Origin of the sequence: Enterobacter cloacae complex sp. 397G4 (genome assembly GCF_050031515.1) — a bacterium.
GTDB classification, from domain to species: Bacteria; Pseudomonadota; Gammaproteobacteria; order Enterobacterales; family Enterobacteriaceae; genus Enterobacter; species Enterobacter hormaechei_C.
The window spans coordinates 71972-89037 of the sequence record NZ_JBLGWE010000001.1; the positions used below are offsets into that span (position 1 = coordinate 71972).

Annotated in this window: 17 protein-coding genes; 15 read left to right on the plus strand and 2 right to left on the minus strand. The window is 53.7% G+C overall.

Annotated elements, in window-relative coordinates:
• Window positions 1-200 precede the first annotated feature (200 nt).
• The 15 genes from ACQG1Y_RS00345 to ACQG1Y_RS00415 all read left to right on the plus strand — a co-directional run bounded on the left by ACQG1Y_RS00345 (window position 201) and on the right by ACQG1Y_RS00415 (window position 14890).
• On the plus strand, window positions 201-1013 hold the full coding sequence (locus ACQG1Y_RS00345; protein WP_015570087.1) for a winged helix-turn-helix domain-containing protein: 813 nt from the start codon (window positions 201-203) through the stop codon (window positions 1011-1013).
• Window positions 1014-1031: 18 nt separating this feature from the next.
• Complete coding sequence (locus tag ACQG1Y_RS00350; protein WP_017383656.1) at window positions 1032-1502, plus strand: hypothetical protein; 471 nt, start codon at window positions 1032-1034, stop codon at window positions 1500-1502.
• 227 nt (window positions 1503-1729) lie between these two features.
• Complete coding sequence (locus tag ACQG1Y_RS00355; protein WP_003860995.1) at window positions 1730-2353, plus strand: common pilus major fimbrillin subunit EcpA; 624 nt, start codon at window positions 1730-1732, stop codon at window positions 2351-2353.
• A 45-nt stretch (window positions 2354-2398) separates the two neighbouring features.
• Window positions 2399-3076, plus strand: coding sequence for a pilus assembly protein (locus ACQG1Y_RS00360; RefSeq protein ID WP_015570085.1), 678 nt, complete (start codon window positions 2399-2401; stop codon window positions 3074-3076).
• 6 nt (window positions 3077-3082) lie between these two features.
• A complete protein-coding gene (locus tag ACQG1Y_RS00365) occupies window positions 3083-5677 on the plus strand; it encodes a CS1-pili formation C-terminal domain-containing protein (protein WP_040117024.1) in 2595 nt (864 codons plus the stop codon).
• On the plus strand, window positions 5655-7253 hold the full coding sequence (locus tag ACQG1Y_RS00370) for a receptor (protein WP_426736534.1): 1599 nt from the start codon (window positions 5655-5657) through the stop codon (window positions 7251-7253). Before ACQG1Y_RS00365 ends, ACQG1Y_RS00370 begins: the two co-directional genes overlap by 23 nt.
• 6 nt (window positions 7254-7259) lie before the next feature.
• Window positions 7260-7913: a hypothetical protein gene (locus ACQG1Y_RS00375; RefSeq protein WP_006812468.1), complete on the plus strand. Its 654-nt coding sequence runs from the start codon at window positions 7260-7262 to the stop codon at window positions 7911-7913.
• 73 nt (window positions 7914-7986) lie between these two features.
• Window positions 7987-8181 carry a hypothetical protein gene (locus tag ACQG1Y_RS00380; protein ID WP_013094846.1) on the plus strand — a complete coding sequence of 65 codons (195 nt, stop codon included), beginning with the start codon at window positions 7987-7989 and terminating at the stop codon, window positions 8179-8181.
• Between the two features lie 23 nt (window positions 8182-8204).
• Entirely contained in the window at window positions 8205-8390 is a 186-nt protein-coding gene (locus ACQG1Y_RS00385) for a hypothetical protein (RefSeq protein WP_001196016.1), read from the plus strand.
• Between the two features lie 67 nt (window positions 8391-8457).
• Window positions 8458-10554: a peptidase domain-containing ABC transporter gene (locus ACQG1Y_RS00390; protein WP_033487010.1), complete on the plus strand. Its 2097-nt coding sequence runs from the start codon at window positions 8458-8460 to the stop codon at window positions 10552-10554.
• Entirely contained in the window at window positions 10551-11300 is a 750-nt protein-coding gene (locus tag ACQG1Y_RS00395) for a hypothetical protein (RefSeq protein WP_033487009.1), read from the plus strand. Before ACQG1Y_RS00390 ends, ACQG1Y_RS00395 begins: the two co-directional genes overlap by 4 nt.
• A 6-nt stretch (window positions 11301-11306) precedes the next feature.
• Complete coding sequence (locus ACQG1Y_RS00400) at window positions 11307-12557, plus strand: HlyD family secretion protein (protein ID WP_017693988.1); 1251 nt, start codon at window positions 11307-11309, stop codon at window positions 12555-12557.
• Between the two features lie 89 nt (window positions 12558-12646).
• Window positions 12647-13426: an MBL fold metallo-hydrolase gene (locus ACQG1Y_RS00405; protein WP_058685445.1), complete on the plus strand. Its 780-nt coding sequence runs from the start codon at window positions 12647-12649 to the stop codon at window positions 13424-13426.
• A gap of 25 nt (window positions 13427-13451) precedes the next feature.
• Complete coding sequence (locus ACQG1Y_RS00410) at window positions 13452-14438, plus strand: GlxA family transcriptional regulator (RefSeq protein ID WP_033487008.1); 987 nt, start codon at window positions 13452-13454, stop codon at window positions 14436-14438.
• A gap of 122 nt (window positions 14439-14560) precedes the next feature.
• On the plus strand, window positions 14561-14890 hold the full coding sequence (locus tag ACQG1Y_RS00415; RefSeq protein ID WP_033487007.1) for a hypothetical protein: 330 nt from the start codon (window positions 14561-14563) through the stop codon (window positions 14888-14890).
• Here the strand turns inward: ACQG1Y_RS00415 and ACQG1Y_RS00420 are convergent.
• Entirely contained in the window at window positions 14868-15671 is an 804-nt protein-coding gene (locus ACQG1Y_RS00420) for a DUF4225 domain-containing protein (protein WP_368740450.1), read from the minus strand. The two genes, ACQG1Y_RS00415 and ACQG1Y_RS00420, sit on opposite strands and share 23 nt — an antisense overlap.
• A 186-nt stretch (window positions 15672-15857) precedes the next feature.
• Window positions 15858-16946: an AAA family ATPase gene (locus ACQG1Y_RS00425; protein WP_033487005.1), complete on the minus strand. Its 1089-nt coding sequence runs from the start codon at window positions 16944-16946 to the stop codon at window positions 15858-15860.
• Between the last annotated feature and the right edge of the window lie 120 nt (window positions 16947-17066).

Consider the following 17066-nt stretch of genomic DNA (forward strand, 5'->3'; position numbering starts at 1 on the left):
AATCTTGTCAGTATGTTTTTTTTAATGTTTTAACCTAAATGCGTTAGTTCGAAGATTTTTATTAATGCTTTAATAATCGTTAATTAATGAAGCTTTATGAATTCATCTCTCAATTAATATCACGCGACTTGACCACACAAACTTTAGACTTATTATTGCCTGGCAAATGCACAAAAATTTAACAATGGCGTAATAATAATATGAAGTATCTCATTGATCTTACAATGCTTTATGAAGTCGACACCGGTATGATCATGATTAATGGAGAGGAAGAGTCATCCATTAAGTTATCTAACCAGGCGGGTCGTCTGCTTTATGAACTTATCATCAATAATGGTAAAACACTCGACAGAGACGACCTGATAAAGAAGGTCTGGGAGGATCATGGTTTCTCTGGTTCTTCGGTGAGTCTAAATGTTGCCATAAGTGAAATCAGAAAAGCATTTCGTACATTAGGCTGCGACCCTTTACTGATAAAAACGATACGTGGCAAGGGATTTAGCCTTGCTGCGCATATTGAACACCACACGGTCAGGCCGCCGGTTATTTCAACGCTTAGCGAAGAATCTGCCTCTGAAGCATTCGATACGCTAGCGCATAAGAAAGATGCCGATCCGCCTAAACAAATAATATCGCTGCACAGACTCTTTATTTCTCTCTGCACGTTATTACTGATTATTGTTACCGGCACCGCTGTTTTACTGTTGCACCAGCGGGATTCCTATGCCGAGAGCCTGAAAGATTCTGATATGCATCTGCTCGGTAAAGTGGACAGGTGTACGATATACCTGATCGATAAGAATATGTATCAGCCGCGACAGCACTACTTTAATCACGTAAAAGAGGTCATCGCCAGTCAACATATCGACTGTCAACATCAGGTTGCAGATGCTTACTATTCCAGGTTTAAAAAGTCGCAGATAGAAAATTATTTCCTGGCCATCTGTTATCAGCAGGACAGTATCGACGATTATAAGAACTGCATTTCTTACAGAAGCCTGACCGGGAGTTAAAATATGTCAAGGACTAAAATGAGTGTACTGTTCAGTATCGTACTGGCGCTGTCTGTCATCGCGTTGTTATGGGTCTATTTTACCAGAACGCAGGATGAGGGGTTTGGCTGCCAGTCAGATACCATTTCCTGGAAAACCTATTCCACGGGTGAGTCAACCGATATGTCGCTAACCACGCTTTTCCTGTTTAACAACAAAGATGTTGTGACGGTTATTCATAAAGGCGTACTCAAGAAAGAGGGCAAAAGCTACCTGATTGACAGAAATTACACGCTCAGCGTGGAAAAAGTCGACGGCAGCAATATCTTTTATATTAAGGATAAAAAGCTGAATAAATCTGAAGATGATGCGGCGCCGGATGGCGTTGTAAACGAAATGTTACTTGATAATATCAACTTCTTCTATATTACCAGCGTAAAAAAACATGCGTGGTTAATTAAGGGGCTGGTGTTGCCTGTAATGATGTGTGTGGCTGTCCCGACGTCCTGATATTTCTCTTTATTGAAAAATCGATATTTATCTATTGCTCGGGAAATTGAGTAATTTACTCAATACGTAACAATAAGATACGAGAAATTTATTTATATTTTTATTGTTACTCTCCGTCGAGTGAATTTTTCTGTATTGCCTCGTTATTTTGCGGCTGTCTATACTCCGCCTCGAAAAAGGGGCTCCCCTTTTTATACACGTGGATTCTTTTTTGAAGGACTAAATAAATGAACAAACTGAACGCTATCGTTCTGGGCTCCCTGCTGTCTGTTTCTGCCCTGAGCGCAGTTAATGCAGCTGAAACCACGGCTTCTGCCACCTGGCAGGCAACCGCGACCAAAGACAGCGAATCCGATCTGGTTGTTACGCCAACGCGTGCTTTGAACTTCGTTTACAGCGCCAATACCAAATCTTTCAACACCGATACCGGTCTGTTTGATGTGGCTATCCGTGGCGATCACTCTACGGCGACCAGCTTCAAACTCGAAGCTATCCTCGACGATTCAAACAACACGCTGTTCAGCGTGGGTGGTGAAGCGACCAAGCTGAAAGTGGGTGCGCGTTGGGGCGGTAACGACCTGGGCTCTATCGGTGGCACCGTGGGGGCGAAATCGACCGCATGGACCACGCTGGTTGATTCTTCTTCTAACACCGGCGTCTCTTCTGGCCTGTGGAACCTGACCACCAGCGCAGGCGCGGCGGCAGATACCGAAATTACCGGCCAGGACAAATTCGTCTTCTACGTTGACTCCGCTCAGGACAACGCGGGTACTGCGAAAGAGTTCAAAGACCTGACCAACAGCCTGTGGGAAGGGACCGTGTCTGTTGCGTTCCGCGCAACCTGGGGCTAAGGCCTGATCGATCCAGGGGCGCAAGCCCCTGTTTAGGGAAATAGCATGTTTAACCTCAAATCCACCTTCTTATTTTTATTATTTATCTCTTCCTCCGCGCTGGCCATTAATGTGGGAAAAGTCACCACCATTATTTCTGCGGATGCTGACTCCACCGCCAAGGAAATAAAAAACGAAGCAGACAGCGTGCGTATTGTTTCTGTTCGCGCACAGCGGATCAGCAGCCCAATGGATGAAGGGATCGTCATTAATCCGGAGAAAGTGGACGAACTGTTGCTGACGCCCACGCGCATGGTAATGCCCGCCGGTACCAGCAATATCGTCAAATTTTACTATCACGGGAACGCCGATAACAAAGAGCGTTACTACCGCATTACCTTCACGGATGAAGGGGTAAGCGAAGAGGTGGACAGCGGTTCGCCAAAAAACGGCACCGGGATGACGCGTGCGGTGGTGAGCACCATTCTGGTGGTTCAGCCCCGGGATAAGAAGATTGATTTCGTCTATGTGGCGGGAAAAATAACCAATAAAGGGAACACCTCGTTTCGCGTCAATGCGACCGGGACCTGCCTGAAGCCGAATCCGGAATCCCCCGGCACGCCGTGTAGCAAAAACTTCTACCTGATGCCAGAGACCTCGCGCGCTATCGAGGATATCAACGTTACGGATAACCATTTTCATCTCGGAATATGGGACCTGAAACAGTTCATTCCTGTTAAGTAAGGATGCATGGTGAAAAATAAATTAGTGTTGCCGGTGATGATGGCTTGCGCATCCGGCACGCTGCCCGCGCTTGCGCATGCAGCCTCAAGCTCCGTGGTTATCGCTAATTACCGTTTTCCCGACTCGCTTTATGCACTGCTGGAGCAGGGGATCAAAATTCCCGTCTATCTGGTGAATACGCGTCCACACTCAGCACAACAAGGGAACCACGAAGGCACGGCGAGCGAATATGTTCGTATCGGTGACGTGACGCTCTTTGCAAAAGATCTGAAGCTGGGGCTGAGGGATGTTCAGGTCCAGGAGTCTGATAACGGCATTCGTCTGTCAAAAGAGATGCGGGCGTTACTGCAAAGCATTAACGATAAGCAGTTTGATGACCAGATGCGTATTCCGGTTAGCGCGGGTTCGGCGTTCGAACTGGATCAGAAAAAAATGCGCCTGTTGCTGAATCTGTCGCAGAGCGACTACGGGGTGAATATTCGCCCGCGTGAGGTGGACATTGATGCGCCGGAGTCTGACGACCTGAGCGGCACGTTCTCCTACAACCTCGGAGCGTATCACACCGAGAGCGGCTACGGTGACAGCTGGTCGTCGGGCTATCTGAACGCGAGAAACTGGATCTCAATGGGCGTCGATCATGTCCTGATCGACGGCTCTGGCTACGTCAACGAGAACAGCAGCGATACCCAGATGAACGCGGTTATGTGGGAGCGCGACTATCAGGGGATGCGCTACGCCGCGGGCATGCTGAACGGCTGGGCGATGCAGTCTCTGGCGAGCGTCAGCGGGATTTCCGGCGGTGAAGTCTACGGCGTTTCCATGGGCAACCAGGCCAACTCCCGCAAGCGCGATAACACGCTCTCTCTGACGCCGGTGGTGGTCTATTTTCCCACGGCGGGCGAGGCCCGTATTCGTCGTGACGGGCAGCTTATCGGCATTCAGCGCTTTGACGTCGGCAACCATGAAATTGACACCAGCAGCCTGCCCTACGGGATCTACAGCGTCGAAGTTGAAGTGGTGAGCGGAAGCCGCACCGTGTCGCGCAGCATGTACACCGTAAATAAACCGTTCTCCAGCAACGTGTCGGAAACGCTGCGCTGGCAGATGTGGGGAGGGATGTATAGCCGCGATAAATCCGTCGTCAATTATAAAAAATACGCGAAACGCAAAAACGAGCAGGATAACACCTACTACTACGATTACGACACCAAACATAAAGACACCATGTCGCTGGTGGGAGCCTCGTTCAGCAAGCGCAGCGGGATGGTCGACTGGAACGCCTCTACCTACATGATGCGGGAACACATCGTCAGCGAGCTGTGGGCCTCCCTGAACCTGACGGGCTATTTCTCGGTGAATACCCAGACCATGGCCGCCTCCGACGGAACGTATCGCGCCAACTATGGGGCGAATCTCAGCCTGCCGTGGCAGATCGGCTCGGTGTGGTACTCCCATGAACAGCTCTCCAGCGGCAAGTTCCTGGATATCTATGAGAGCAAGGGCAACACCTGGGGCGCTTCCTTTAGCCTGCCGTCATTCGGCCTGCCCTCGGCAGGCAACCTGAGCCTGATGCGTCAGGAAGACGACCTCTATCGCTATAAACGCTATCAGCTGGACTACTCCCAGGGGTTATACGCCGGTCGCTACGGTACGGCGCGCCTGCGGGTGGGGATGTCGCGCAACAAATACGACGGGTATTACGAAGAGAAAGATCGTTACGTAATGCTCGATTTCGCCATACCGCTCGGCAATACCGTGTCGGTTGGCGTTTCCCACAATCGCGATACCGGCACGGCGTTGAACGTCAGCGCCAGCCGCCAGTTTGAGGGCGATTACCTGAAATCGGCTACCGCCAACGTCTCGAAAGCCTTTAACAGCCGCCAGGATCGCAGCGTAAGCGGCGGCGGCAGCGTGAACTTCGACACGCCGTGGAACAGCAACATCCTCAGCGTCCAGAGCGGCATGAGTAAAGGCTGGAACTCCACGCTGACCAGTGACGGCAGCGTGGGCTGGTCCAAAGAGGCCATCGCCGCCGGGAAAGGCACCGAAAGCGCAGGGGTGATTGTCAGTACCGGTCTCAAATCTGATGAAGCGCTGACCCTGAAGCTTAACGGCCGGGCAGAACGCATCAAAGGGGATAAGACCTGGCTGTCGCTGCCGGCATACCAGGCTTATGACCTGGAAGTGATGAACAGTGAAACCGGTACGGAAAGCTATGAGATTGGCGCGAATGCGCGTCGCCATATCACGGTTTATCCGGGTAATACCGTGGTGATGAAGCCGCAGGTGAAGAAAATCGTCACCCTGTTTGGTCGTCTTGTGGATGCAAACGGGGCCCCGGTTGGCGCCATGCAGATCAAAAACCACGTCGGGCTGACCCGGACGGAAAACGACGGACGCTTCGTGATCGACGTTGATAAGAACAACCCTGTCCTGAGTATCGCCACGCCGGACGACAGCGTCTGCGAAGTGCGCCTGGACATCGAGTCTAACCGCGGTGCGCTGTGGCTCGGGGACATCTCCTGCGACAAAGGCGATTTTGTCTGGCAGGAAGCAAAAGGAACGCAGGAACGTGACGATGAAAAAGATATTCGCTCTTAATTTACTGCTGATGAGCGCGGCGGCCCAGGCGCAGGAGCTGCCCTATTTAGCCATTAATAACCCGGACAATAACGGTACGGGAAACAGCGCGGGGCTGTTTAGTCTGAACAGCACGTCGACCGCGTTTTTACACGGTTCGCGCGAGTGGCCGACCCTGAGTGCGAAAACGAATAACGGTATCGCCACTTACATCCCGGACAACAGCTACAGCGGTCCGGCAGGCAGCGCGCTGACCATCGACTTTTCGGTGACCGGTTCCAGCGCCTCTCCGTTCTTCAAAGGGACGGCGTGTTCCTCGTCCTGCGGCAACACGGGGTACACCCCGACGACCAGCTATACCGACACATCGATGGTGGTTAAGCCGCCGGTGATGGAGCCCGGCACGTCATACGGGCGCTGGGTACTGGGCGATCCGTTCTTTAACTATCTGCTCAACGCCGCGCCAGGGGATGAAGTGACCATCACCTCCACGCCGCAAATCAGCTCTATCAACAAAGTGACCACCACCAATACGCTTCACAAGGTGGGCACGCTGACCATGACCAACGCCAGGGCGCTTAACCTGGGGATTGATCCGATCAGCGGTGAGGTGACGATTGTCGATGGATCAACGGGGGCCACCTGCACCAAATACACCCGCAACACGGTCTCTGGCGTCCTGTGCGACCTGCTCGAATACACGTTTGTTGGGGAGGATATCTCCGGTTACAACGGGGGGCTGGCGCTCACCTCTTCCCGCGTCAACAGCGTGCTGCAATCGCACATGAGCGGCGGCACCGGGCTTGCCGCCGAGCTGACCTTCGATGAAAACACCTGGTACAGTATCTCCGGCGGTATCCTGAGCGATACGCGTGTCCTGGCGAACACCTTCCTTGCAGCGCCGCAGAAAAACGGCGGCAAAGCGTCCCTTAAAATCTTTTTGCCGAAAGCGTTAATTCTGAGCGTGGCGCAGGCGGGGGACGGCAGCAACATTGGCAATATCGTCAGCCTGTGTCTGACGCCCGGCAACAGCTCGCTGGCGGCGGATTTCTGCTTCCAGCCGGGGGGCGGCCTGGTGATTAACCCTATCGAGCCCGGGCTGGAGATTGTGCCAGACAACCCGGATTACACCCTCGATCCTGACGGTCTGGGCGGGTCCGGGAAAGGTATTATCGGCGAAGCGCCCATTGAAATCCCCTACACCATCACCTACAGCGGGGCGCAAAAAGATGCGGCGATTGCGGTCACGGTAAAAGTCACCGGGCCTACCCAAAGCCTGAATGGGGTGGACTACTGCGCCTTTAGCGGCAACGGCTTCACGGTTCCCATTCCGGGCAACGTGCTGGTGGGGAAAAGCCAGACGCTTATGGCGCACAACTGTAAAGGCGAAGTACTGTCGATCCCGGCACCGGCCACCCATGCGGAAGAGTGGGACAAAATGAGTTCCGGCGTGACCGATATGTGGCTCTGGAAAACACCGCTGATCCTCCAGTTCGTTATGGATAATCCGGTATCGAAAACCACCTATGACGGAAATAGCTGGTTTGGCGAAGTGACCGCGCAGGGAAGAATAGATGTTAGCGCATCCTTGAATTAATCAACCATGACTGGAAAATTCCTGGCTATTTTTGCAATAAATTGCTTCATTTCCACAGGGGCAAATGCTTTAATTATCGAAAGTCTGAATATTGATTTTCTTCCCGAAAGAGAAGTTGTTTTTCAGCCGATAAAAAACGATACCAGCGAACGTCAGAATTATACCGTTTCGCTTATTCAGGTAGACGTTCCTAAAGAGAAGGGAAAAGAAACCGAAATAAAAGATGGCGAAGTCATGTATTCGCCTAAGCAATTAACGCTGGGGAGCGGTGAACGCGCGGGTTTTAAATTTTATTATACCGGCCCGCATGACAACAAAGAGCGATACTATCGCGTAAAATTCACCGAGACGCCGCTCCAGGCAAAGGTTATCACGCGCAAAGGCCAGCGCATCCAGTCGGATGTGGTGGTCTCGCTTGAGGCTATTTTGATTGTCCGTCCATGGACACGACATTTTGATTATGCGTTTAGCAACGGGGTGGTGAGTAATACCGGGAATACCTATTTTAAATATGTTTCCTCGGTCGGGTGCAGTACGCAATACAACAATTCAAAATATATTCCGCCGGGGCAACGGCTGGAAATAGATAATGCCGGGCAGGCTGCAAGGCGGATGATTATTTATGGCAATAAAATCATTCCGCTTACCACCTGCCCGTAGCAACCGCTTTCCTTCATAAAAGGAAATTAGCCTTTAGCATCATGCTAAAGATCCATCACTACAGGAGATAAAAATGAAAGCGATTTCATTCGTAGAAGCGAAAGACATTATCGGTGGCGCGTTAAACCCGTTCGCTGGTCTGGTTAAAGGTGCACAGCTGGGTTACGACACCGGCGCAAGCATCATGGGCATGGTTGGCGGTGTGGTTGGCGGAATTCTGGGTGGCGCAATGGGCTTCCTGGGTGCGCTGGTTGGTAGCTACAACTAATTCACGTTAACAGGAAAAGACTCATGCAAGTTATCGATTTCAAAAAAGCACAGGCCATCATCGGTGGTTGGGATCCGTTTGCTGCCGCTATTCAGGGCGCAAGCGCGGGCTATAACGCGGGCAGCCAGATGTTAGGCGCGCTGGGCGGCACCATCGGCGGCGTGTTCGGCCTGGTGGGCGGCTTCATCGGCGGTTTCTTCAGCGCCTAAGCGAGAAGCACGTTGTACGCATGGCCCGCATTGCCGGGCCATTTTTTTATTTCAGCCACGGATCATTATGTTTTCGCTCTTTCAGTATAAAAAACAGGGTAAGACCCCTGTTATTCGCCAGCATGAATTTACCGAATGTGGACTGGCCTGCCTGGCGATGGTGTTGGGGCACTACGACCACCATGTCTCCGTCAGCCAGCTGCGCCGGGAGATTTCCGTTTCCGCCGATGCGGGAACCTCAATGGCGGAATTGATGACCCTTGCCAGCGATAAAAATATGTCTGGCCGGGTGCTTAAAGGCGAAATCACTGAAATAGAAACGTCTGAGCTGCCGCTCATCGCCTTCTGGCGCGGCAACCATTTCGTGGTCATCGTGAAGATCGACAGCCGCAGCGTGACCGTTCACGACCCCGCCAGCGGCGTGCGTCGTTACCGTCTGAAAGAGGCGGAAAAACTCTTTTCCGGCTATGTTCTTGAGCTTAAGCCCACGCCGTGCTTCAAAAAGAAATCCCCGGATGAAAAGCTCACGCTTGGCCGGTTAGCCAATAAATCCCCGAGCCTGTTCCAGCGCCAGCTGCTGCTGTTTGTGCTCTGTATTTTTACCCTCATCACCATGCTGGCAAGCCCCACCTACGTGCAGCTGATTATGGATGAGGCCATTTCCCGCAGCGACAGCGATCTGGTGATCCTGCTCACCGCGATCTTCGCTATTGTCTTTATCTTTGAAGTCATCGGTAAATTCCTCAAGCAGCTGCTTGAGATCCTGATGCGTAACATTGCCTATGACGATTTAAGCCAGTCCGTGCGCCACTACATGCTGCGCACCCAGACCAGCTGGTTCCGCTCGCGCCCGCCGGGCATCGTGCTGGCTATTGAGAAATCGCTCCACGCCTGCGCGGAGTTCATCAGCAATGGTTACGTGCAAATTCTCTTTTCCAGCCTGATCGCCGTCACCAGCCTGCTGTTTATGCTGCTGTATAACGTCAAAATTGCGCTGCTGACGATGCTGCTGATGGGCGTGTTTTTCCTGATCCGCTTTTCGCTGATCGGCCCCTATCAACGCGCGGTGGATGACTCCATCGAGCGCACCGCCCAGTATGAATCCCTGCTGGTGGAGACGCAGAAAGGGATCATTACGCTCAAAGCGAACAATATGGAGCAGGCCCGGGATGCGGTGATGGATAAATCCCAGCGCGAACACATCGCCGGGCTGATGCGTAAAGAGCGGCTGCTGGCCCGCTTTGACGTGGCTTCACTGCTGGTGATCAATGCCGAGCAGCTGCTGGTGGTCTGCTTTGGCGCGTGGTTGATCCTGGAAGGGCAGATGAGCATCGGGATGCTTTACGCCTATATCAGCTATAAGCGCTATTTTTCCGATGCCATGGTGCAGGTGGCGCAGAAGCTGCTGGACAAAAATGCCCTCAAGGGGCCGCTGGATCGCGTGGGCGACCTGCTGTTTGCCCCCTCTGAAACCAGCCAGTTTGGGAAGCGGATTGTCACCTCGCCGGTCTGTCTGCAATTTGAGGATGTCTCATTTGCCTATCCTGGCCGGGAGGCCACGCTACAGCATATCAATATGACCCTGAAGCAGGGCGAAGAAGCGGTGATTGTGGGCCAGAGCGGGTCGGGAAAAACCACGCTGCTGCGTCTGATCTCCGGCATGTTGCTGTCATCGTCTGGCACGCTGCGGATCAATAAGATCCCCATTGAGGAGTGCGATCTTTCCTCGCTGCGTCAGCACATCCGCATCGTCCATGCAGACGATATTCTCTTCACCGGCTCGATTCTGGACAACATCGCCTGCTTTGACAGCGCACCGGATAAAGAGCAGGTCATTGCCGCGTGTCGGCTGGCGGAGGTGGACCACGTCGTCGCCCGGCTGCCGCACGGCTACGAAACGGAGATGCTGCCGGGGAATACCTTTTTCTCTGCCGGGGAGATGCAGCGTCTGGTTCTGGCGCGCGCCCTGTACAGCCAGCCTAAGCTTCTGCTGTGCGACGAAGTGACGGCGAACCTGGATAAAACGACCGCGCAGAAAGTGCTGGCGAACCTGCGTAGCCTGGGAATTGGCCTGGTGTTTGTTACCCACTCGCCGGACGTGGTGGGCTGCCAGGGGCGTCTCTATACCATGGAAAACGGCACCCTGCGGGAGAATGAGCAATGATGTTTCTGCCGCGTCTCTATGCGCGACTCTGCGCGCGCCAGGCCGGACGCACGCTGCTGGCAAACCGGATCACGCAAAACTACAGCCAGTTTATGCGCTGCCCGGAGGCCGATGTCCCGGCTGATTTTCTGCATCAGAACGCCCATGAGCTGAGCGGGTTTAACTTCGTGGAGCAGATCTTCCCGCCCGCGCTTTGGGCGCGCAACGTCCGCTTCGATCTGCACGCGTACGTGGCGCAGTGGACGCAGGAGCAGGCGTTTTACAGTTCATCTCGCACCCTGCTTCTGGGAATGCGCTGGGCGGGCTTTGGTCTGATCGTGGATGCGCTGCTCGCCACCGCGCCAGCCGATGTGCGCTTTCAGTTTATTACCCGTCATCCTGCGCTGCATAAGCTGATGGCCGCGCACGAAGGCCGACGCGCCAGCTCGTTTTTCGCCCCTCACCGCCTGGTGACGGTGCTGCTGATGGACGAACGCCTGCCGGATGCGCCGCTGTTCTCCACCCAGGCTGGGGATCAAAAGGCGTGGTTAACGGACGTCTCAACGCGGTTTTTATCGCGCTATGGCTACAGCGTCCGAACGCTGCTGCCGATCTGTTCGCTGCACGCGGCGGAGTTTGGGCTGGAGAGTCAGGCGTATGCGCCAGAGGATTACCGTCAGGCCGCCGCCGACACGCTGAACGCGCTGCGCAAAACCCCCACGCTCTGGAGTGCATGGGACGATCTTTCAGTGATTTATCATGGATGACATATCGTGAAATTAAAAAACCGAAGCCGACAGCGGCGGGCGCTGATCCCGCATCATTTCTCAAAAAGCTATCACATCAACGCGCCACGGCTGAAAGCCGTGCTGACCTTGTTCATCACCTTTTTTCTCTGCCTGCTGGTCTTTGCGATTGTCTTTAACTTTTCGGAAACCACGCTGGCACGCGGGGTGCTGATCCCGGCGCAGGGCGATGTGGAAGTCCGCGCCCGGGAGTCCGGTACGCTTGTGGATTTTGCCGTACGGCCAGGTCAGTACGTGAAGGAAAACGATCCGCTGTTCACCGTGTCGCAGGACTATGGCGGCAAGCAGGGCTCGGTGGTGCAGTTTGACCGCCAGCAGATGGAAGCGGAGAAGAAGCGCAGCGAGCAGCGCATCCAGGCCATTGAGGACTCGATTGCGTCGTATCGCAAAAATCTGGCGCAGCAGCTGGCTCTCACTGACAAGCAGATCGCCGTTTCCCGCGATAAGGTGAAGAAGCTGCGCGCGTTGTTAAAAAACAGCACCGACACCTACGAGGCGTGGAAATCCGTCTCCGGGAAGGGCTATGTCTCCAAAGTGGATCTCGATAAAAGCCACAACGATGTGCTCAATGCGCAGCTCAACCTGACGCTGGAGGAGAGCACTATTCTTGAGCTTGAGGCACGAAAAACCAGCCTGACCGACAGCACCCAGTCGCAAATTGACTCTCTGAGCGAAGAGCAGCTGTATGTGAAAAACCGCATCAGCGAAATTGACCGCAACCTGTCCAGCCGGGGAAGTTCCACCATGGCGATGCTGGCCCCTTCCGATGGTTACGTGGTGGCGATTAACTTCCCGCCTGGCCGGGCCATTACGCAAAATAGCGAGGTGGTGGTGGTGATCCGTAAAAATACCGCGGCGACGATGGAGGGGTACCTGTATGTTCCGGCAACGGGGGTGGGGCGCGTGGCGAAAGGCGATAAGGTCAAGCTGCGCTTCGACTCGTGGCCCGTGGACAAATACGGTTCCGTGGAGGCGACGTTGTCCGATTTCTATGAGGTAAACATTGATGCCCATTCGGCGCTGATCCCGCTCCAGGAAGGGCAGAACTACTACCTGGCTAAAGTGCGCGTCCCCTCCTGGTTTACCGACCCGGACAAGAAAAAGCGCATGCTGATGGGCGGAATGACGGTGAACGCCGATATCGTTATCGATCGTAAGCCGCTTATCAATCTGCTGATTGCGCCGCTGGAAAGGGTGCGCAAGCGGTTTATCGATTGACCCGATTTCATCGATCATCGCCCTTTAGCCCACATTCTTAACGGCACCCTGGGGCTATTCTCCTTCTCATACCAACCGGAGGATAGCCCATGAACATTACGCAAATTCGCAATGCCACCCAGCTGATCACTTACGCGGGAAAACGCTTTTTAATCGACCCAATGCTGGCGCCAAAAGGCACTTATCCGGGTTTTCCCGGCACGGCGCGGGCTGATATTCGCAACCCGATGGTCGATCTTCCCGTTGACGTTCAAACGCTTCTGGATGCTGACGCGGTGATCGTCACCCATACCCATGCCGATCACTGGGATCAGTACGCCGTTGAGCTGATCGCCAAAGGCAAGCCGATCTACGTGCAAAATGATAGCGATGCCGCGCTGCTGCGCAGCCAGGGATTTACCAACCTGACGATCATGACCGGGGAAACAACGTACGGCGATATCCGGATAGTGAAAACCCACGGCGGCCAGCACGGTACTGACCGCGCCTACGCGGTGCCGGAACTGGCAGAACGGCTAGGCGAAGCCTGCGGCGTGGTCTTCAGCCACCCGGATGAGAAGACGCTCTATATCGCCGGGGATACGATCTGGCGTGAAGAGGTGGCCGCCGACCTGCAAAAACACCAGCCGGATGTGGTGGTGCTTAATGCCGGTTATGCGCATGTGATTGGCTTCGGGCCAATTATCATGGGCGAGCAAGATGTGCTGAACGTCCACTTCCAGCTGCCACAGGCGCAGCTTGTCGCGACCCATATGGAAGCTCTCAACCACTGCCTGCTGACCCGCCGCGCGCTGCGCGAGTATGTTGATGCCAACGAGGCAGGTGACGCGGTGAGCATTCCCCAGGACGGCGAAACCGTTATATTCTGACTGTTAAAGGGGACAGGAGAGACAGATGCCGCTTATTAACGTTGCCATTGTCGCGGTGGACGGGTTTAGCCCGTTCCACTACTCCGTCCCCTGCATCCTGTTTGGCGACACGGTATCCGGGGAAAAGCGCTTTAACGTCACGATCTGCGCTGAAAAACCGGGATTCCTGAACTCGAAAGACGGTTTTGCCCTGCATGCGACGCAGGATTTTTCCGCGATCGCATCGGCTGAAATTGTGGTTGTACCCTACTGGCAGCACGTTCTGGAGCGCCCGCCTCAGACGCTGCTCGACAGCCTGGTTCAGGCCAGAGACAACGGGGCGGAAATTGTTGGGCTGTGTCTGGGATCGTTTGTGCTGGGCTATGCGGGCATACTCAGCGGCAAACGGGCCGCCACTCACTGGGAGTTTGAACGCCAGTTCCAGTCGCTATTTCCGGACGTCCGACTGGATATCAACGCCCTCTACGTGGATGACGGCAATATGATTACCTCGGCGGGTACCGCCGCCGCGCTCGACTGCTGTTTGTATATCATCCGCCAGCGCTTTGGCAGCGTCGTCGCCAATCAGATTGCCCGCCGGATGATCGTCCCGCCGCACCGAGAGGGCGGGCAGGCGCAGTTTATTGCGCAACCTGTGCCGAAAGATACCCGTGATGGGCGGATTAACTGTCTGATTGACTACCTTCAGCAGCATATTTCCGAACCGCATAACCTGGACTCTCTTGCGGAAGTGGTGTCGATGAGCCGGCGCACGCTGACCCGCCATTTTATCAAGGCGACGGGCATGAGCGTTGCCGACTGGCTTACCGCCGAGCGCCTGCGGCGCAGCCAGATCCTGCTGGAGTCCGGCAACCTGCCAATCGAAAACGTCGCCGGGCAGGTGGGGTTTTTATCAGCGGTGACGTATCGGCAGCAGTTTAAGGCGCGCTTTGGCGTCAGCCCGGCGGAGTGGCGCAAGACGTTTCGCATTAAGCCGTTTGCAGCGAAAAATAATGCTGGCGCGATGGAATAAAAGACGTGGGCGGCTTCTTTGCCTTTAAAGCTGGCGGCAATGGGTATGCATCAGACGGGTTACAAGCACTTCTCTTCCGGTTAAGATAATCCACGTTACTTTCCAGAAGAAAAGGTAGTGGCATGAGCAATATTGAAACGCAGTTACTTGAATCAGGTTTCACCGTAAAAGAATTAGCGTACCTGAACCGAAACATTAGCCGTTATGGTTCATCCCTGCTCGAGGTGGTGCTTGAGTTAGGTAAGCGATTTATCATGGTTCTGTGTATTACTGCGGCTGTGGCCCTGATTTTCCTGGCGCTTCTTTTTTTCGCTGAACATTATAATATTGTTTCCGGAGGCATTTCTCTTGTCATCGTATTGATTATTGCCTGGTTTTTTCAACCCCCGATCATTACCTACAAAGCCTGGCGCTTCAGAAAGAAATATATTAGTTCTGTCCAGACGCATTAGAAATTAAATCAAACGAGACTTTTGCAGAGACACCCCAGCCGACAATTTTCATAGTGAGCGCTGCGCGATTCATTCCGTCGACCTTGCGGTAGAAATCCAGCGGGAGATAGCGAAACAGACGCCATGATTCGGGTTTCCGGATGGCGCCAAATACCGTATAGACGCTTGCTGCCAGGCTTACGCTGTTGAATACTCCCAGTGCTGATTCACGTTTAAATCCCATAAACTGAGCGATATCCATGACGCCATCTGCCAGCATACCTTCGGAGTTTGGTTGATGTTGAAGCGTTCTGTTAATTTCTTTTGAAATGGCATTTGCACCATCAATAACCAGAATCGCTCCTGCAAGCGCACCCACTAGATTCATTGTCATCATTGCACCAACACCTGCAACAATCTGTAACCCTGAAAGCACAACCTTAATCGATGAGATAACGTAACCGACGACTTTGTTATTTTCTCTAACCAGTTCAATCTGAGCAAAAAGCTGAGCTGTACGGGAGCGAAGCATTCTGCTTTGCTCAAGAAGACTTTCGTTCTCAGCCCGAATGTTTTTCAGGCATTTCATGCACTCCTCATCACTTCTGGCCGCCCGGGTAGCACTAAATTGTTGCATCACAAACTGCCGAATATCATCCATAAATTTAATCCGTGCGAGTCCGTCGCTGAGATGTTGCCCTCCGACAATATTCGCAGTATTGATTAGCTTGCGGGCTTCAAGATTTATCATTGTTTCAGCCCATGCACGGACGTTCTGACCAGGGAAAAGTGCAATATCCATTTTAATTTTCTCATCTGATAACCAACGTTTACAGATTATCCTGGCATCAGAAACTGGCAATAATAAATTGGATAATCTGTCGCGAGCGCAGAATTCGCCAAAGGTATATACCGACGGAAATCATCTTCGTCGTTGATGGCGACCATGAGATGGTGATTGGCTAAAATGGATGTAAGAAACATAGACTTACCCCAGCCTCTCCATCCTCGTCTCCCCCTCCGCCATCGACAGCTGATACAGCGAAAACGATCGGTGCTTCTCAATCAACTGCGCCAGCTCCGGCGAGTGGCTGGTGAGCCAGATCTGCGAGTAGCGGCTGGCCTCGGCAATGAGGCTTGCCAGAGCGGGCAGCATCTGCGGATGCAGGCTGTTTTCCGGTTCGTTGAGGGCGATGAATGCGGGAGGGCGCGGGCTTAACAGCGCCACCGCCAGGCACAAAAAACGCAGCGTGCCGTCGGAGAACTCTGCCGGTTCCAGCGGTCTGCTCAGCCCCTCGCGCTGCATCATCATGCGGAAGCGCCCGCCGGTGTTGTCGCTGTAAAACACGCAGCCGGGGAAGGCCTGGTCGAGAATGCGCATCAGCAGCAGCTCGTCGCCAATTTCGACAATGGTCTGAAACGCGGCGGCCAGGTTCGCGCCGTCGCTGGCCAGCACCGGGGAACGAAAGCCCACCTGCGGGGCACGGATCGCCGAGCCGGATGAGACGGAAAACTCGTGATAAAATCGCCAGTTACGCAGGGACTCGCGCATCTGCGACACTTCGGGGTAGAGGTGCGGTTCACCGAGCTGACCGAACACCGACTCGTTCTCATACAGCGTACCGCTGTGGGTCACTTTTTCGTGATGCACGTTGTTCAGGAATACGGCCTGGTTCTTACGCTTCATCAGCTGTGACGACGGGCGACGGTGCTGTCCGCCGAGCCAGATAGATTCCTCTTTGATCACCGGATCGAGCTGAAACTGTGAGGGGTAGGGCAGCTTTTCCACGAACCCGACCTGAAGCTCATATTCATAGGTTTCCGTTTCCACCGCCAGGTTCATGCGTCGTAGCTGGTCGCTGCGGGTTTTGCCCGCCCAGAACACTTTCAAAATTCCCCCCTCGTTCGCCAGCGCCTGGGAGAATTGCCCCTGCGCCGCGCTGTGCATCAGGTAAATCGCTTTATAAATATTAGATTTTCCGGTGCCGTTGGGGCCGAACACGATATTGAGCTGTTCCAGCTCAAGCGACATATCGCGAATTGAGCGGTAGTTCTGAATATGCAAATTTTTGATCATCGGGGTACTCCGCTGTGCACGCTTAACCTGTACAGAATTACAGTATTTTACGCTGAGCGCAAAAAAAAGACGACAGTGAGGGTGTCGTCTAAACGGGGTACTGCTTTGGGCCTCTGTGGG

What these genes read in the sequence shown, in the direction of transcription:
- ACQG1Y_RS00390 (WP_033487010.1), top strand. Translation starts at nt 8,458, where the DNA reads ATGTTTTCGCTCTTTCAGTATAAAAAACAGGGTAAGACCCCTGTTATT.
- ACQG1Y_RS00405 (WP_058685445.1), top strand. Translation starts at nt 12,647, where the DNA reads ATGAACATTACGCAAATTCGCAATGCCACCCAGCTGATCACTTACGCG.
- ACQG1Y_RS00355 (WP_003860995.1), top strand. Translation starts at nt 1,730, where the DNA reads ATGAACAAACTGAACGCTATCGTTCTGGGCTCCCTGCTGTCTGTTTCT.
- ACQG1Y_RS00345 (WP_015570087.1), top strand. Translation starts at nt 201, where the DNA reads ATGAAGTATCTCATTGATCTTACAATGCTTTATGAAGTCGACACCGGT.
- ACQG1Y_RS00425 (WP_033487005.1), bottom strand. Translation starts at nt 16,946, where the DNA reads ATGATCAAAAATTTGCATATTCAGAACTACCGCTCAATTCGCGATATG.
- ACQG1Y_RS00370 (WP_426736534.1), top strand. Translation starts at nt 5,655, where the DNA reads ATGAAAAAGATATTCGCTCTTAATTTACTGCTGATGAGCGCGGCGGCC.
- ACQG1Y_RS00410 (WP_033487008.1), top strand. Translation starts at nt 13,452, where the DNA reads ATGCCGCTTATTAACGTTGCCATTGTCGCGGTGGACGGGTTTAGCCCG.
- ACQG1Y_RS00395 (WP_033487009.1), top strand. Translation starts at nt 10,551, where the DNA reads ATGATGTTTCTGCCGCGTCTCTATGCGCGACTCTGCGCGCGCCAGGCC.
- ACQG1Y_RS00350 (WP_017383656.1), top strand. Translation starts at nt 1,032, where the DNA reads ATGAGTGTACTGTTCAGTATCGTACTGGCGCTGTCTGTCATCGCGTTG.
- ACQG1Y_RS00415 (WP_033487007.1), top strand. Translation starts at nt 14,561, where the DNA reads ATGAGCAATATTGAAACGCAGTTACTTGAATCAGGTTTCACCGTAAAA.
- ACQG1Y_RS00385 (WP_001196016.1), top strand. Translation starts at nt 8,205, where the DNA reads ATGCAAGTTATCGATTTCAAAAAAGCACAGGCCATCATCGGTGGTTGG.
- ACQG1Y_RS00380 (WP_013094846.1), top strand. Translation starts at nt 7,987, where the DNA reads ATGAAAGCGATTTCATTCGTAGAAGCGAAAGACATTATCGGTGGCGCG.
- ACQG1Y_RS00375 (WP_006812468.1), top strand. Translation starts at nt 7,260, where the DNA reads ATGACTGGAAAATTCCTGGCTATTTTTGCAATAAATTGCTTCATTTCC.
- ACQG1Y_RS00420 (WP_368740450.1), bottom strand. Translation starts at nt 15,671, where the DNA reads ATGGATATTGCACTTTTCCCTGGTCAGAACGTCCGTGCATGGGCTGAA.
- ACQG1Y_RS00365 (WP_040117024.1), top strand. Translation starts at nt 3,083, where the DNA reads ATGGTGAAAAATAAATTAGTGTTGCCGGTGATGATGGCTTGCGCATCC.
- ACQG1Y_RS00360 (WP_015570085.1), top strand. Translation starts at nt 2,399, where the DNA reads ATGTTTAACCTCAAATCCACCTTCTTATTTTTATTATTTATCTCTTCC.